General features: G+C 75.0%; 13 protein-coding genes. 4 read left to right on the top strand and 9 right to left on the bottom strand.

Features of this window, described 5'->3' with window-relative positions; all coding sequences use genetic code 11:
- The first annotated feature begins 42 nt into the window (after positions 1 to 42).
- The gene (locus ACQP2F_RS24680; protein WP_433291125.1) at positions 43 to 2,634 is read left to right on the top strand and encodes a CHAT domain-containing protein; all 2,592 of its coding nucleotides are present in this window, start codon (positions 43 to 45) and stop codon (positions 2,632 to 2,634) included.
- Here ACQP2F_RS24680 and ACQP2F_RS24675 read toward each other — a convergent pair.
- A complete protein-coding gene (locus ACQP2F_RS24675; protein ID WP_433291123.1) occupies positions 2,631 to 3,011 on the bottom strand; it encodes a hypothetical protein in 381 nt (126 codons plus the stop codon). The two genes, ACQP2F_RS24680 and ACQP2F_RS24675, sit on opposite strands and share 4 nt — an antisense overlap.
- Between ACQP2F_RS24675 and ACQP2F_RS24670 the strand changes: the two genes are divergently transcribed.
- Positions 2,995 to 3,357: a TetR family transcriptional regulator C-terminal domain-containing protein gene (locus ACQP2F_RS24670; RefSeq protein WP_433291121.1), complete on the top strand. Its 363-nt coding sequence runs from the start codon at positions 2,995 to 2,997 to the stop codon at positions 3,355 to 3,357. The two genes, ACQP2F_RS24675 and ACQP2F_RS24670, sit on opposite strands and share 17 nt — an antisense overlap.
- Before the next feature lie 26 nt (positions 3,358 to 3,383).
- Positions 3,384 to 4,874 carry an AMP-binding protein gene (locus ACQP2F_RS24665; RefSeq protein WP_433291119.1) on the top strand — a complete coding sequence of 497 codons (1,491 nt, stop codon included), beginning with the start codon at positions 3,384 to 3,386 and terminating at the stop codon, positions 4,872 to 4,874.
- A gap of 41 nt (positions 4,875 to 4,915) precedes the next feature.
- Here the strand turns inward: ACQP2F_RS24665 and ACQP2F_RS24660 are convergent, their stop codons facing one another.
- From ACQP2F_RS24660 to ACQP2F_RS24645, 4 genes are read right to left on the bottom strand one after another with little or no spacing between them, the layout of a single operon-like run.
- The gene (locus ACQP2F_RS24660) at positions 4,916 to 5,224 is read right to left on the bottom strand and encodes an NIPSNAP family protein (protein ID WP_433291117.1); all 309 of its coding nucleotides are present in this window, start codon (positions 5,222 to 5,224) and stop codon (positions 4,916 to 4,918) included.
- A 37-nt stretch (positions 5,225 to 5,261) separates the two neighbouring features.
- Positions 5,262 to 6,653 carry an NAD(P)(+) transhydrogenase (Re/Si-specific) subunit beta gene (locus ACQP2F_RS24655; RefSeq protein WP_433291115.1) on the bottom strand — a complete coding sequence of 464 codons (1,392 nt, stop codon included), beginning with the start codon at positions 6,651 to 6,653 and terminating at the stop codon, positions 5,262 to 5,264.
- Positions 6,650 to 6,955, bottom strand: coding sequence for an NAD(P) transhydrogenase subunit alpha (locus ACQP2F_RS24650; RefSeq protein ID WP_433291113.1), 306 nt, complete (start codon positions 6,953 to 6,955; stop codon positions 6,650 to 6,652). Before ACQP2F_RS24650 ends, ACQP2F_RS24655 begins: the two co-directional genes overlap by 4 nt.
- Positions 6,952 to 8,055 (bottom strand): NAD(P) transhydrogenase subunit alpha, encoded by a 1,104-nt coding sequence (locus tag ACQP2F_RS24645; protein WP_433291111.1) that lies wholly within the window; start codon positions 8,053 to 8,055, stop codon positions 6,952 to 6,954. The genes ACQP2F_RS24650 and ACQP2F_RS24645 overlap by 4 nt, the downstream gene beginning before the upstream one ends.
- A 166-nt stretch (positions 8,056 to 8,221) precedes the next feature.
- Between ACQP2F_RS24645 and ACQP2F_RS24640 the strand changes: the two genes are divergently transcribed.
- Positions 8,222 to 8,968, top strand: coding sequence for an acetoacetate decarboxylase family protein (locus ACQP2F_RS24640; protein WP_433291109.1), 747 nt, complete (start codon positions 8,222 to 8,224; stop codon positions 8,966 to 8,968).
- Here ACQP2F_RS24640 and ACQP2F_RS24635 read toward each other — a convergent pair.
- The 4 genes from ACQP2F_RS24635 to ACQP2F_RS24620 form a co-directional block, all read right to left on the bottom strand.
- Positions 8,932 to 9,606, bottom strand: coding sequence for a M15 family metallopeptidase (locus ACQP2F_RS24635; protein ID WP_433291107.1), 675 nt, complete (start codon positions 9,604 to 9,606; stop codon positions 8,932 to 8,934). The genes ACQP2F_RS24640 and ACQP2F_RS24635 overlap by 37 nt on opposite strands.
- Positions 9,587 to 9,748, bottom strand: coding sequence for a hypothetical protein (locus tag ACQP2F_RS24630; protein ID WP_433291105.1), 162 nt, complete (start codon positions 9,746 to 9,748; stop codon positions 9,587 to 9,589). Before ACQP2F_RS24630 ends, ACQP2F_RS24635 begins: the two co-directional genes overlap by 20 nt.
- Before the next feature lie 109 nt (positions 9,749 to 9,857).
- Positions 9,858 to 13,178, bottom strand: a complete 3,321-nt coding sequence (locus ACQP2F_RS24625; protein ID WP_433291103.1) for a hypothetical protein — start codon at positions 13,176 to 13,178, stop codon at positions 9,858 to 9,860.
- A 188-nt stretch (positions 13,179 to 13,366) separates the two neighbouring features.
- Positions 13,367 to 14,941, bottom strand: a complete 1,575-nt coding sequence (locus ACQP2F_RS24620) for a methyl-accepting chemotaxis protein (protein WP_433291101.1) — start codon at positions 14,939 to 14,941, stop codon at positions 13,367 to 13,369.
- Positions 14,942 to 15,022 lie beyond the last annotated feature (81 nt).

Raw genomic sequence — 15,022 nt, 5'->3', positions numbered from 1 at the left:
GCCGCCAGCGACGACGGCCGTCCGGCGCTGGCCGTCCGCCGGATGCGGGCCGCCCTTCGCGCGGCCGACCGGGACGGGGCCGCCGACCCCGCCGCCCGCGGCCGGCTGCTGGTGAGCCTGGCCTGGTCCGAATCGGAGCGCGGCCGGGTGGCGCTCAGCTTCCGCCTGCTCGACGAGGCCGAGCCGCTGCTGCCACCCGGCCGCCGCCCCGTCCTGCACGCCCAGCGGGCCGCCCTCCTGTGGCGCAACGGCCGCCACGACGAGGCGATGGCCGAGTTCGACCGGGCGATCGGCGGCATCCCCGAGCGGGACAACCCCCTCGACCTGGTGAAGGCCCTCAACAACCGCGGCATCCTGCACCTGGACGCCGGCCGCGTCGGCGCCGCCCGCGACGACCTGACGCGGGCCCTGCGCCTGGCCCAGCGGCATGACCTGACCCTGGGCGCCGCCCTGCTGCGCATCAACCTGGGCTGCTTCGACGTGGTCTCCGGCGACCTGCCCGCGGCGCTGGGGGCGTTCGCCGAGGTCCGTCCGGTCTACGAACGGGTCGCGCCCGGCCGCCTGCCCGCGCTCGCCGTCGAGCGGGCCCGGGCCCTGATCGCCGCCGGCCTGTTCGGCGAGGCCGACCGCGAGCTGGCGGCCGCCGTCGCGCAGATGGCCACCCAGGGCCAGGACCACAACCGCGCCGAGGCCCTGATGACCCGGGCCGAGGCCGCCCTGCTCGCCGGCCGCCCCACCGCCGCCGCGTCCTGGGCGGCCGAGGCGCGTGCCGGTTTCGTGCGCCGCGGCAACCGCCGCAAGGCCGCCCTCGCCGACCTCCTGACGCTGCGCGCCGCCTTGCCCGCCGCCACCGACCTCCCTCGCGCGCCGGCCACGCCGGCGCCGGCCACGCCGGCGCCCGCGCCTGCCGCACAAGCGCCCCCGCTTGCCCCACAGGCGCCCGCTCCCGCGCCAGCCGCGCCTGCGCCTGCCGCGCCTGCGCCTGCCGCACCCGCGCCTGCCCCAGCCGAGCCTGCGGTGGGCGTCCCTCCCGCGCCCGCGTTGTCCGAGGTGGCGGAGCGGGCGCGCCGGCTCGCCGGCCGCCTGCGGCGCCTCGGGCTGTTCGAGGATGCGCGCGTTGCCCTTCTCGTTGCGGCGCGCGCGACGGTACCCCGGTCGCCGGCGACGGCCGGCCGGCTGATCGAGCGGGCCGGGCCGCCCGGTCGGCTCGATCGGCTCGACACGCGGCTGCTCTGGCGTCTGGCCCGGGCCGAGGTGGCGACGGCGCAAGGGCGCCCGGCCGCGGCCTCGCGGGAACTGGCGGCGGGGATGGCGACGCTGCACCGGTATCGGGGGCGCTTCGGGTGCCTCGACCTGCAGACCGGCGCGTCGGCACACGGGCGCGACCTCGCCCGGGCGGGACTGGCCGGGGCGATCGCCTCGGGGTCGGTGGCCGCGGTGTTCCGGTGGGCCGAGCGGGGACGGGCGCAGGCGTTGCGGCTGCCGCCGGTGCGCGCGCCGGAGGATCCCGAGGTGGCGGCGGCCCTCGAGGAGCTGCGGCAGACCCGGCAGAACCTGCGCGCGGCCGAGGTGGCGGGCCGGGCCACGGCGGGGCTGCGCGGGCGGGCCGAGGCGCTGCAACGCCGGATCCGGGAAAGCGCCTGGTCGGTGCCGGGCGCGAGCCGGGAAGCGGACGGCGGGGCGGAAGTGGCGTCCCTCGCCACGGTTCGGGAGGAGCTCGGGGACGCGGTGCTCATCGCGTACGTGGGCGACGGTTTTGATCTGCATGCTCTTGTCGTCGATCGCCGGAGGGTGACGCTGCGGGGTCTGGCGCCGATGGCCGCGGCCGAGGAGGCGGTGCTGCGGCTGCGCGCCGACCTGGACACGACCGCGGGGCGCGCGATGCCGGCCCGGCTGGCGACGGCGGTGGCGGAGGCCACCCGGCGGGACGCGGCGGCCCTGCAGGCGCGGGTGCTCGATCCGGTGCTCGGGCTGGTCGGCGACCGCGACCTGATCGTCGTGCCGACCGGCCTGCTGATGACGGCGCCGTGGGGGATGGTGCCGGCCTGTGCGGGGCGGGCGGTCACGGTGGCGCCCTCGGCCGCGGCCTGGCTTGCCGCTCGGCGCCGGCCCCGGCGGTTGTCGAGCACGCTGATGGTGGCCGGGCCGGACATTCTCCGCGCGGAGGAGGAGGTCGCGCTGATCGGGCAGATCCGGGAAGGGGTGACGCTGGCGGGGACGGCCGCCACCCCGGCGGCCACGCTGGCGGCGCTGGACGGGGTGGACGTCGCGCACCTCGCCGCCCACGGGCGGCATGAGGCGGAGAACCCGCTGTTCTCGGCGCTCGATCTGCACGGCGGGCCTCTTCTGGGGTACGACCTGCCGCGTCTCCGCCGGCCGCCGGCTCTCGTCGTGCTGGCCAGCTGCGAGCTCGGGCTCACCGAGGTGCGGCCCGGCGGCGAGGCCTTCGGGATGGCGTCGGCGCTGCTCGCGGCCGGGACGGCGACCGTGGTGGCGAGCGTGGGCCGGGTCGCCGACGAGGCCGCCACCGATGTGATGGTGGGCTTCCACCGCGCGCTGGCGAGCGGCGACTCCCCGGCCGCGGCGCTGGCCCGGGTCGGCGCCGGAACCGGCTTCGTCTGTTTAGGAGGTTAGGTTGCTCCGAGCCCCCACACACCCATCACGCCCCACATCGGCCCCGCGCCCTCGGTCAGCAGGCTGAAGCCACCGAGAACGGCGGCGGCGATGCCGAAGGCGATCAAATGCCGGATCCACTGCCTTCTCTCGTACGCGGCATGCTCGCGCCCGGTCCGCGGCGGCTTCACCGGCGGTCCGCCCGCGAACCGGTGCGCGAACCGCTGATCGGCCCACGCGATCATCCGCGATCCGAACACCACGGTGACGCCGAGGTAAACCGCCGACAGGCCGTGGGCGGTCTCCGCCGTACCCCCTCTCCGGAGGTCGGCCGGCGTCACGCCGAGCAGCGCCGAGCTGCTCGCCTTCGCCTGCGAGGAGGTGATCGCCCAGGTCACCGACCGCATCCAGGGCATGACCTTGCCGGCCGGCATCCGCGAGGCGGCGGCCGAGGTGCTGCTGGAGACCATGCCGGCCGACGAGCGCCGGCACACCGAGGCGGCGATCGCCTTCTCGTTCCTGGCGCTCGGCCTGCGCGATCCGGCGCTCGCGCGGGTGCAGAGATTGCACTTCACCAGCATGTACGAGCTGTGCGCCCGCCTTGCCCCGCCACCGTCGGCCCGGCGGCTGCATGCCATCGTCGACGGCCTCACCGTGCACGTGCTGGCCGGCCATCTGACCGTCGCCGAGATGGTCGCCGAGCTGGGCGCCTACCTGGACGAGCTCTTCCCGCCCGGAAGCTGAGACGCGGAGGCTGCCATCATGCGGATATGCCGCTCCTCGCCGCGCTCCTCGACCCCGCCGACCTCGGCGCCGCCCTGACGACGCCGGAGGGCACGTTCGCGCGGCACGACCTGCTCGGCTGGGCCGCGTCGATCGCCGCCGACATCGCGGGCGCGCGCCTCGTGGCCGTCGACGCCCACCCCGGCGCCCCGACCATCGCCGCCGTCGCCGGAGCGCTGCTGGCGGGGGTGCCGATCGTGCCCGTTCCGCCCGATGCCGGCCCGGTCGAGCGCACCCACATGCTGCGCGACTCGGGCGCGGAGATGCTGCTGACCGACGATCCCGGGGGTGCCGATGAGGGTGGCGGCGGCCGGCCCTCGAAGGGCGCCGGGCCCGCCGGGCCGTCCGTGGCTGCCGGCGGCTCCGTGGCCACACCGCTGCCGGTCGTGCCGATCACGCGCGCCGGGCGGGCCACCGCCATCCCCGCCGAGCCCGACCCCGCCGCGCCCGCCCTCGTGCTCTACACCAGCGGCACCACCGGCGCGCCCAAGGGTGTCGTCATCTCCCGGGCCGCCATCGCCGCCGACCTCGACGCCCTCGCCGACGCCTGGAACTGGACCGCCGCCGACACGCTCGTCCACGGCCTTCCCCTCTACCACGTGCACGGGCTGGTTCTCGGCGCCTTGGGCCCGCTGCGCACCGGCGGCCGGCTGATCCACACCGGAAGACCGACCCCCGACGCGTACGCCGCAAGCACCGGAACCATGTACTTCGGCGTTCCCACCGTCTGGTCCCGGATCGCCGCCCGCCCCGACGCCGCGCGCCGCCTGTCGGCCGCCCGCCTGCTCGTCTCCGGCAGCGCACCCTTGCCCGGCTCGGTCTTCGACACCTTGCGGTCGCTCACCGGCCAGGCGCCGGTCGAGCGCTACGGCATGACCGAAACCCTGATCACGGTCAGCGCCCGGGCCCACGGCGAGCGGCGTCCCGGACAGGTCGGGCTGCCGCTGACCGGCATCACGACCCGGCTGGTCGACGAGAAGGGCGAGCCGGTGCCGCACGACGGCGTCACGATCGGTCATCTGCAGGTCGCGGGCCCGACCCTGTTCGACGGCTATCTGCGGCCGGGCGGCGTGGAGCCGTGGCAGACCGATCTCCGGGCCCGGGAAGCCGGGGGCGCCGCCTTCTACCCGACCGGCGATGTTGCGACGATCGCGCCCGACGGGTGGCACCGCATCGTCGGCCGCGCCTCGACCGATCTGATCAAGACCGGCGGCTACCGGGTCGGCGCCGGCGAGGTCGAGGACGCCCTGCTGCTGCACCCCGCCGTCCGCGAGGCCGCCGTCGTGGGCGTGCCCGACGAGGACCTCGGCGAGCGCATCACCGCCTTCGTCGTCGGCGATCCGGTCCCCGAGCGCGAGCTGATCGACTTCGTGGCCGCCCGGTTGGCCGCCCACAAACGCCCACGCCGCGTCGTGAAGGTCGAGGCCCTCCCGCGCAACGCGATGGGAAAGGTCCAGAAGGCCCGGCTCAAGGGCTGATCCGGTCGCGGCGGCCGCGCGGGTCGCGGCGGCCGCGCGGGCTAGTCAGGCAGCAGCGGGCGCATGAAGGTTCGCTCGTAGCGCAGCACGCACCCGGACTCGTCGCGGATCCGGTCGGCGGCGACGAACTCCGGGTCGACCCCGAACCGCTCCCGGTACGTCTCGTAGGCCGCGAGGCTCGGGAAGCTGAACAACGCCTCGGCCCGGTCGCTGGCCCCTTCGGCCGGCAGGAAGTACCCGTGGTGCACGCCGCCGTGGTCGGCGACGAGCCGCATCCAGGCCCGCGCGAACCGCTCGAAGGCGTCGATCTTCGCCGGGTCGATCGTGTAGTGCACGACGCAGGTGATCACGACTCCACCATGCCCGCCAAGCGAGATTTCCACCCCTTCATTCCGCGTACGCGTGGAGCCCGGTCAGCAACGCCGCCAGCCCCGCCTTGGCGTCGGCGAAGAGCATCGCCGTCCGCGGGTCGGTGTAGAGCTCGTTGTCGATGCCGGCGTAGCCGTGCCCGAGCGACCGTTTGAGCACGATCACCGACTTGGCCTTGTCCACGTCGAGGATCGGCATGCCCGACACCGGGTTCCCGGGCCGCCGCGCCGCCGGGTTGGTCACGTCGTTCGCCCCGACCACCAGCACCACGTCGGTCCGGGCGAACTCCGGATTGCTCTCGTCGAGGTCGCGCAGCTGCGGATAGGGCGCGTTGGCCTCGGCCAGCAGCACGTTCATGTGTCCCGGCATCCGCCCCGCGACCGGGTGGATCGCGTAGGACACCTCCACCCCGCGCTCGCTGAGCGCCTCGGCCAGGGCGACGGCCTCGTGCTGGGCCTGGGCCGCGGCGAGCCCGTAGCCGGGCACGATGATGACCTTCCCCGCGTACGCGAGCTGGATCGCCGCGTCGTCGGGCTTGATCTCGCGTACCGGCGCCGCTCCCGCCCCCGCACCGACCGCGACCGCGTCTCCGGTGCCGTAACCACCCGCGATGATCGCGCCGATCGGCCGGTTCATGGCGTCGGCCATCAGCTTGGTCAGGATCGCGCCGGCCGCGCCGACCAGCCCGCCGGCAATGATCAGCGGGGTGCTCCCGAGGACGAACCCGGCCATCGCCACCGCGGTGCCGGTGCACGCGTTGAGCAGCGAGATGACCACCGGCATGTCGGCGCCGCCGATCGGCAGGGTGACCAGCACGCCCGCGGCCAGCGCCAGCACCGCGACCCCCACCAGCAACGCCGGCTGCTGATCGCCGGCCACGAACCAGACGCCCAGCGCCACCGCGACCACCGCCAGCCCGGCCGAGATCGGCCGCCCGAACGGCACCACGATCGGCCGGCCCGGCACCCGCCCGGCCAGCTTGCCCGACGCCACCAGCGAACCGGTGAACGTGACCGCGCCGATCGCCACGTCGAGCACGCCGGTCACCGCGGCCTGCGCCGACGCCGCCCGGTCGCCCAGCGCGATGAGCGCCGCCGCGCCGCCGCCGACCGCGTTGAACAGGCTCACCAGCTGCGGCATCGCCGTCATCAGCACCCGCCGCGCCGCGATCAGCCCGGCCGCCGCTCCCGCGACCGCCCCGATCGTCAGGGCGATCACGGCGCCGGTCGTGGCCACCCCGTCGTGGGCGAGCACGACCGCCGTGGTGAGGATCGCCACCGCCATGCCGGCCGCCGAGATCCGGTTGCCGCGGCGGGCGGTCGCGGGCGCGTTCATCAGGTGCAGCCCGATCACGAAGCAGACCGCGCACCCGAGGTACACCAGGTGCACGACGGTGTCGAAGGCGGTCACCGGCGGCCCCCTCGCTCGCCGGTCCGGGTGCGGAACATCGCCAGCATCCGGTCGGTCACCAGGTAGCCGCCGGCCACGTTCATCGCCGCGCAGAAGGCGGCCACCGCCAGCAGCACGTACCCGCCGACGCTCGTCACCGTCGCGGCCAGCAGCATCACGCCCACGATCACCACGCCGTGGATCGCGTTGGCGCCGGACATCAGGGGCGTGTGCAGCGTCGCCGGCACCTTGCTGATCACCTCGAAGCCGACCAGCAGGGCCAGCGTGAACACCGTCAGATCGGCCAGCAGCATCGGGCTCATGCGTGATCCTCCCCGTCGTCCTCGCCGTCGCCGCGCTCCGGCACGAGCACGGCGTCCGTGATCTCGTCGCCCGGGTCGAGCACCACCTCGCCCCGCGGCATCAGGTGGGTGAGCAGCGCGAGCAGATTCCGCGCGTACGCCGTGGACGCCGCCGCCGGCACGGTGGACGCCAGGTTCGCCGCCCCGATCACCGCCACGCCGCCGTCGGTGACCGTGCGGGTGTCCGGAATCGATCCCTCCACGTTGCCCCCGTCGTCGGCCGCGGCGAGGTCGAGAACGACCGAGCCCGCCCGCATCCCCTTCAGCGCCTCGGCCGTGACCAGCAGCGGCGCCCGCCGCCCCGGCACCTGCGCCGTCGTGATCACGACATCGAACCGGGGTATCGCCGCGGCCAGGCCACGCAGCTGAGTCTCGGCCTCGTCCTCGGTGAGGCCGCGCGCATAGCCGCCCTCGGCGTCGGCCGCCGGCCCGCTCAGGTCGAGCACGGCGGCCCCGGTCGACGCGATGTCGCCGCGCGCCGCCGCCCGCACGTCGTAGCCGGTGACCTGCGCGCCCAGCCGCCGCGCCGTGGCGATCGCCTGCAACCCGGCGACGCCCGCGCCCAGCACCAGGACCTGCGCCGGCCGCGTGGTGCCGGCCGCCGTCATGAGCAAGGGGAAATAGCCCGGGTAGGCCTCGGCCGCGAGCAGCGCCGCCTTGTAGCCGGCCACGTTCGCCTGCGAGGTCAGCGCGTCCATGGCCTGGGCCCGGCTCAGCGTCCGGGGCAGCCGGTCGAGGCTGATCGCCCGGACCCCGGGGGCGAGGGCCGGCGCGCGGCCCAGCAGCCCGATGACCAGCTGCCCGGGCCGGGCCGCCGCCGCCAGGTCCTCGGGCGGATGCAGGCACAGCAGCACGTCGCTGCCCGCATAGACCAGCTCTCGCGTGACCACGGTGGCGCCCGCATCGGCGTACCCGATGTCGTCGAACCAGGCCCGCCGCCCGGCCCCGGCCTCGACGAGCACGTCGACCTCCCGCTTGCGCAGGCGCCCGGCGACCTCCGGCGTGAGCGCGACCCGCCTCTCCCGCCCGGCCGTCTCGGCCAGCACACCGACCGTAGTCATGATCACCTCATTGTCGATCCGCACGGTTCACCCACGATGCTGTCCCACACAAGCCCACGAAGCCACCCGGCGGCAACCGTCCCCTTTCCCTCCGTTGCCGGGTCCCACCCTGGGGTCGGCCCCCGGGGGAGAGTCAAGTCCCTTTTCCGGGCGATAAGGTCGGCCCATGGCGCAGCGCCTCGGTCCCGGCACGTGGTCGATCCAGGGGGAGACGGTCACGCTTCCGGTGACGATCACCGACGCGACGCTGACGGCTGCCGTCTTCACCGCCCCGGCCGCCGCCGCCCGCCGCGTGCTCGAGGGCGTCCCGCTGTCGCCGATCGTGCTTCTCGGCCGGGCGATCACCCTGCTCATGACCGTCCACTACGGCGAATGGGCGCTCAAGAGCTACGACGAGGTCGGCGTCGGCCTGCTCGTGCGCGGCCCGCGCGGCCGTCCCGGCCTGCACATCGTCGACCTGCCGGTGACCGGGGCGTTCACCCGCGAGGCGGGCCGGGACTTCTGGGCGCTGCCGAAGTGGCTGATGGAGGCCGACCTGACGTTCGGCGACTCGACCGAGGTCACCGTGCGCGACGGCGGGGCCGAGGTGATGCGGGCCTCGATCGGCAACGGCCGGGTGCGGCTGCCGTTGCGCACCCGGCTCTCGCTGCCGTCCTGGTCCTACCTCGACCACGGCGCGCAGGCGGGGCGCCTGCTGCGCGGCCGGCTTCCGATGCATCTGTCCGGCATGCGGGTGGGTCGCGGCGCTTATTCCGTACGGCTGGGGAAGCACCGCATGGCGGACCGGATGCACGCCCTCGGGATGTCCGGCCGGCCGTGGCTGACCGTGACCGGGGCGCGCATGACCGGTCCGCTCGGTGAGTTCCGTGAGGTCGCTCAGGGCAACCGCAGCACCATGCCCGGCCGGATCTGATCCGGGTTCGGGCCGATCACGCCGCGGTTCAGGTCGTAGAGCGGCCGCCACCCGCCGGCCAGGTGCAGCCGGTTGGCGATCGCGGAGAGGCTGTCGCCGTTCTTCACCGTGTACTTGCCCGGGTTGTGCGGCGCCGGCGCCGGCTTGTGCCCGAGAATCTCGCGGCGGGCCCGCGCCAGCATGTCGTCGGCGTCCGCCGGCGCACCCATGAACTCGAAATGCATCGGGTCCTTGTGCTTGCCCTTGTAATTGCCGCCCCAGGCGAACCCGTACCGATTCCACAGCGGGACCACCCACGACGGAAGATCGGTGTGCAGAACGCCGTGCCAATTCTCCGGATTACGGTGCCAGTTGAGATCGACGGCGAGTCCCCAGGAATGGTTGCTCGGCTTCCTGCTCTTGCGGGTGGCCCGGTTGGCGTACCCGCCGCAGGTGTGCGGATCGAGCCGGTAACCGCGGCGCTCGGTCTCGTCCAGCAGGATGTCGACCAGCGGCGCGACCCGCCGGTGCACGTTGACCCGGGTGCCGGAGCGGTCGGCCTTGACCCGGGCCATGTCCTTGGACCGGTTGGCGGGCCAGCCGTCGCCCCAGCCCTTGCCCTTGGCGCTGACCGAGTAGTCACGAATCGAGAACCGCATCGGACACCTCCTCGGGCTCCGGCTGGTCCGATTCCTCGACCGCGTCGTACTCGTCGGGGTCGTCGCTTTCCGGCGGCACGGGCAGAGAATCGTCCATGTCCGCGAGGCGCCGGTCGTCGCCGGCCTGAATGGTGTCGCTCATTTTCGCTCTCCTTTCCGCAAGCCAGAATGGAAAGCGGAAAGGGAGGGGTCAACGCACCCGTCACATGCGGGACGGAATGTATCTGGGCGCCTTCCGGCGTCCCGCCGGCTCAGCCGATGGCGCGCGCCAGGCGCAACGCTTCGGCCTTCAAGCGAGGATCATCGGCCCGTACGGCGAGGGCACCGAGCCCGGCGAAGTCGGCGCGCGGCCCGAGGGCGGCGATGTCGGCACGCCCACCGAGGTCGGCACGCCCACCGAGGTCGGCACGCCCACCGAGGTCGGCACGCCCACCGAGGTCGGCACACGCAGCGGGCCCGGCGGGTGCGCCGATCGCCTCGGCCGCCTCGGTCGCGACCGCCAGCAGATCGGCGAGACCCGGGCACGGCGGGTCGAGGCGCAGCAGGCCGGGCACCAGCGAGCAGATGACCGCCCACCCGGCGGGCCAGGCCCCGGCCCGCCCGATCCCGGCGAGCGCGGCCGCCGCCGGCCCGGCGCCGCCCATGCCCGCCGTCAGCAGCAGCCGGATCTCCCGGCCGAGCAGCCCGGCGTCGAGGCTTCCGTCGCGCGCGAGCTGCAGGACGGCGTCGATCGCGGTCCGGCGGTCCCGCTCCCGGCCGGCCGTCAGCCCATAGGCGAGGGCGGCGGCCATGGCCGCCCCGAACGGCCCCGACGACCGAGCCAGCCGCGGCAGCACATCCACCGGCCGCCCGCCGCGGTCGCCGGCGTCACCGTCGCCGCCGCGGTCACCGTCGCCGCCGCCGTCATCCCGGCCGGCGGCCAGGTAGGGCAGACAGTGCGCCGCGATGATCTCGCGATGGCCGGGCAGCACCATCGGCCAGCACCGCATGTCCGGCATCATCCGGGCCGCTCCGCCGTCACCGGCCGAGCCGGCACCGCGGGCGTGTTGCTCAGCGGCGCGACCGCTTTGCTCAGCGGCGCGACCGCTTTGCTCAGCGGCGCGACCGCTTTGCTCAGCGGCGCGACCGCTTTGCTCAGCGGCGCGACCGCTTTGCTCAGCGGCACGATCGTCGGCGGTTTGGTCATCGGCGCGGGTCGCGGGGGTGTCGAAGCGCACGGCGGCCGGTGGCGTGGTCAGCAGTCCTGCCAGTGGCTCGGCCGGGGCGTCCGGGGGCTTGGCCAGGGCGATGACCCGGGCCCGGGCGGTCGACGGGTTCGGGCCGTGCGAGCCGGTCCAGTCGAGGGCCGCCCGCCGGTGGCGGTGGGCGCCGGGTGCGGTGGCGACGGTCGTGAACGGGTCGGGCAGCCCGCCGGCCCGGAGCCACGCGGCATAATGCCGGCCGGCCGGTGAGGTCAGGCGGGCGGCCGCCTCGATGACGGCGGGGTCGACGTCCCGCGGCAGGCGCAGCAACGCCTGCGTGAGGTCGTGCGGGCCCGGCTGCCAGCCGTCGCGTTCGGCCTCGATCAGGCGGAACAACACTCGCGCCGGGTTCACGTGACCGTCCACTGTGGCTGGCGTGGCGAGCAGGACGGGTGCGCCGCCGTCCGACGACAGCAGGTGGGCCACCTCGCCGATGCGGGCCAGCAGCAGGGCCTGTGGTGGCGAGGGCCGCGGAGCCGGCGGCGGGGTGAGCGCGCCGGTCCCCGGCCCGGGAAGCAGGACATCGAGCGGCGACGGCCCACCGTCCACAAGGGAGGCAAGAGCGGCGGCCAGGTCGGCGCGGTCGGTCCGGGCGAAGGAGACGAGGGCGGCGAGGAGGCGTTCGAGGGCTACCGGTTCCCACCGGTCGGCGCGGGCGGCGGCCATTTCGGCGGCGAGCTCGGCGACCGAGGCGATCGGCGGGGGCATGGCGTTGGCCGGCCGCGGCGAGGAGGCGTGAGGAGAGTGCGCGCGGGCGTGCCGGGCCACCGGCTCGGCCGGGGCGACGGAGCGCTCGACGTCGGGTGGAGAGATGGCGGCGTCGCTCGAGGCAGAGGTCGGTCGGGCGTCGGCGGTGGCGATGGATGGATCGGCGGTGGAGGCGTCGGCGGCGGTGGCGGCGTCAGCGGTGGCGGCGGTGGCGGCGGTGGAGGGGTCGGTGGTGGCGGCGTCAGCGGTGGCGGTGGCGGTGGAGGCGTCGGCCAGGGAGGTGTCAGCGATCGAGGGGCCGGCGGTGGAGGGGGTGCCGGTCGCGGCTTCGGCCTCGACCGGGGAACGAGGCTCGGCCTGGCGGGCCAGGGCTTCGCGCACCAGCGTGACTATCTCGGCGGACTCGTTCCGGAGTCCCTCGGTCATGGCCTCGCGCAGGCGGGCGGCCCGCTCGGGGTGGCGGGCCATCGAGCGGGCCAGTCCGGCCAGGTGGGTGCGGACCAGCTTCTTCTCGCTGCGGGCCAGGACGGCGCGGGTGGCTGCCTCCTGGGCGGCGAGCTCCAGCTGGCCGGCCTCGTCCAGGGTCTCGAGCGCACGCTGCGCCACGGCGGCCACCGACGAGCTCGGGGCGGCTATGAGGCGTACGGGATCGGCCTGGTTCTGCACCAGTTCTTCGGGGGTGGGGGAGAGGAGCCGGAAGCAGGCGATCGCGGTCCGCGGGGAGCCCGGGCGGTCGGGATCGGCCATCCGGTGCAGGGCCAGGCGGATCAGGGTGTCGCGGGGGAGCCGGCCGTCGTCGGCCAGGGCGGCCAGCGCGTGCGGCCAGCGGTCGTCGAGGACCACGCCGCCGGGTGGGTCGAAAATCTTGGGGAGCATGCGGTCCAGCCACTCGTCGGCGGCCAGGAGCTCGGGCAACGAACCGGGGCTTTTCCCGTACGCGCGAAGCCAGTGCCGGGCCACCGCGTCGGTGCCCGGTGGCGGGACGCCGGCCGCGCGCAGAATGGCCTCGGTGACCGGCCACGACGTCCGCGACCGCAACTGCTTGGCCAGGCCGCTCGCGACCGTGGCGAGCGGCGGGCGACCGGGCGCCGACAGCACGCGGACCACGTGACCGACGGTGCCGGCCGTGGGTTCGTGGTGGAAGCGGCTCGAGCGCAACCAGGCGACGACCCCGTCGGCGCTGGGCAGGCAGGCCGCCCCGGCGACCAGCAGCACCGCCTCGCGGGCCGCCGTCGGGGCTCCGGGCCGGGGCAGCAGCGCGGCCAGGGCCCGGCGGCCGCGCTCGGTCAGCATCAGCAGCGCGTCGGCCATGTCCTCGGCCGTGCCGTCGTCGAGCAGGGCGCGGAACTCGTCCGCGCCGAGCCTGCGCTCCGGAGGATCGGCCCGCCCGGAGGCCAGGGCGCCGGAGGCCAGGGCACCGGAGGCCAGGGCGCCGGAGGCCAGGGCACCGGAGGCAAGGGCGCCGGATGCCAAGGCATCGGAGGCCGAGGCGCCGGAGGCCGAGCCGCCGGACGTCGAGGCGCTAGACGCCTTGGCACCGGACGCCCTGTCGCCGGACGCCGAGGCACCGGGCGCCAGCCGGCCGCCGAGCCGGGAGGCGACGGTCTCGTTAACCGCCTCCATGATCGCGACCGTACCGGTCGCGACGCGCGACTCGCGCGGTTTTGGCCCGGTTCCCCTGAGGACAGTAGCCTAGCCTCCTAGGATGCCGAAGGCGGGGCGCCCGGCGCCACGGGACGGCCAGTGCCACGGGACGGCGCGACCGCCGAACGCAGGGGCGGCGCGAAAAGGCCGCGGCGGCGCGAAAGCTCTCAGTACCGGAAACCGGAAACCAGCTCGCTGAGCTCGGTAGACAACCGGGCCAGGCCCACCGTGGCCTGCTCGGTCTCCACGGCACTCCGGCTGGTGACCCGGGCCGACTCGGCGACGCCGGTGATGTTCTGGGCGATGTCGTTGGTTCCGGTCGCGGCCTCGTCCACGCTGCGGCTCATCTCGGACGTGGTCGCCGTCTGTTCCTCCACCGCGGACGCGATCGTCGTCTGGAAGTCGCTGATCCGGGCGATCACCCGGGTGATCTCCTCGATCGCCACGAGTGCGCCCTCGGTGTCGGCCTGGATGGCGGCTACCCGGCGGGAGATGTCCTCGGTGGCCCGGGCCGTCTCCTGGGCCAGGTCCTTGACCTCCGACGCCACCACCGCGAAGCCCTTGCCCGCCTCGCCCGCCCGGGCCGCCTCGATCGTCGCGTTCAGGGCCAGCAGGTTGGTCTGCTCGGCGATCGACGTGATCGTCATGATGACGTTGCCGATCTCGGCCGACGACGCGCCGAGCTTGCTCATCGTCGTCGACGTCTGGGCGGCCAGGCCGACCGCCTCGCCCGCCACCTGGGCCGCCTCCGAGGCGTTCTGCGAGATCTCCCGGATCGACGCGCCCATCTGCTGGCTGCCGGCCGACACCGAGTCGACGCTGCGGGAGATGTGTTCGGCCGCGGCCGAGGCGGTCTGTGCCTGTGCCGCGGTGGACTCGGCCGAGGCGGCGATCTGGGCCACCGTACCGGCCATCTGCTGGGTCGCGTCGTTGAGCCGGCCGGCCGAGCCGTCGATGGTGGCGACCGTCGTGCGCAGGCGTTCCATCGCCACGTCCAGCGCGCGGCCCATCTGACCGGGCTCGTCGCCCGACGTCAATCCGGACGTACGCGTGAGGTCGCCCTCGGCCAGCCCGTCGCACACGGTCTTCACCCGGGCCAGCGAACCGACGATCGAGCGGGCCACCACGATGCCCAGCGCGAGGGCGATCAGGGCCCCCACGACGACCAGCACGATCGCGCGGATCCGGCTGTCCCGGGCGCCGGTACGGGCCGCGGCCGCGTCCCCGGCGGCGTCGGCCGACTCGGCGGCGCGCAGCTTGTCGACCACGTCCCCGGCGGATTGCATGATGCCGGTGACCTGCGTGTCGCGTACGGACTGGTAGTCCCGCAGGTCGTCGTTCCGGCCGAGCGCCAGCAGCTTGTCGTTCGCCGCCTGGACCAGCGCGTTCCACTTGGTCTCCAGGGCGGCCACGAGCGCCGGGTCGCCGGCCGGTCCGTTCGCCCGGTAGTCGGCGAGGGCGGTGGCGAACTCCTTCTGGTCCTGCTCGAAGGCGTTCCGGTACGCCTCGCCGGTCGCCGCGTCGACCGAGATGGCCGCGTTGGCGAGGTCGAGCTGTCCCTGGGCGAGCGCGGCGTCGACCCGGCCGATCGCCAGCACGCTCGGCACGTTGTTCGCGTAGAGGCTCTGGGCCGAGGCGCTGGCCGTGCCGAGCGAGACGATGCCCGCGACACCGACGACGACCGCGACGGCGACCGCGACGCAGACCGCGGCGGTGATCTTCAGGTTGACTCCGGCGTTCACGAGCACAAGTTATGCCGCGGAACCGGAGGAAGTCCGCGGAACGGTCAGTATCGGGAAGTAGCTCATCCCCGGGGCCGAGCG

Source organism: Actinoplanes sp. CA-030573 (assembly GCF_050951115.1).
Taxonomy (GTDB): Bacteria; Actinomycetota; Actinomycetes; order Mycobacteriales; family Micromonosporaceae; genus Actinoplanes.
Note: the sequence above shows the minus strand (reverse complement) of the source record. Positions and strands in the feature narration are given on the sequence as shown.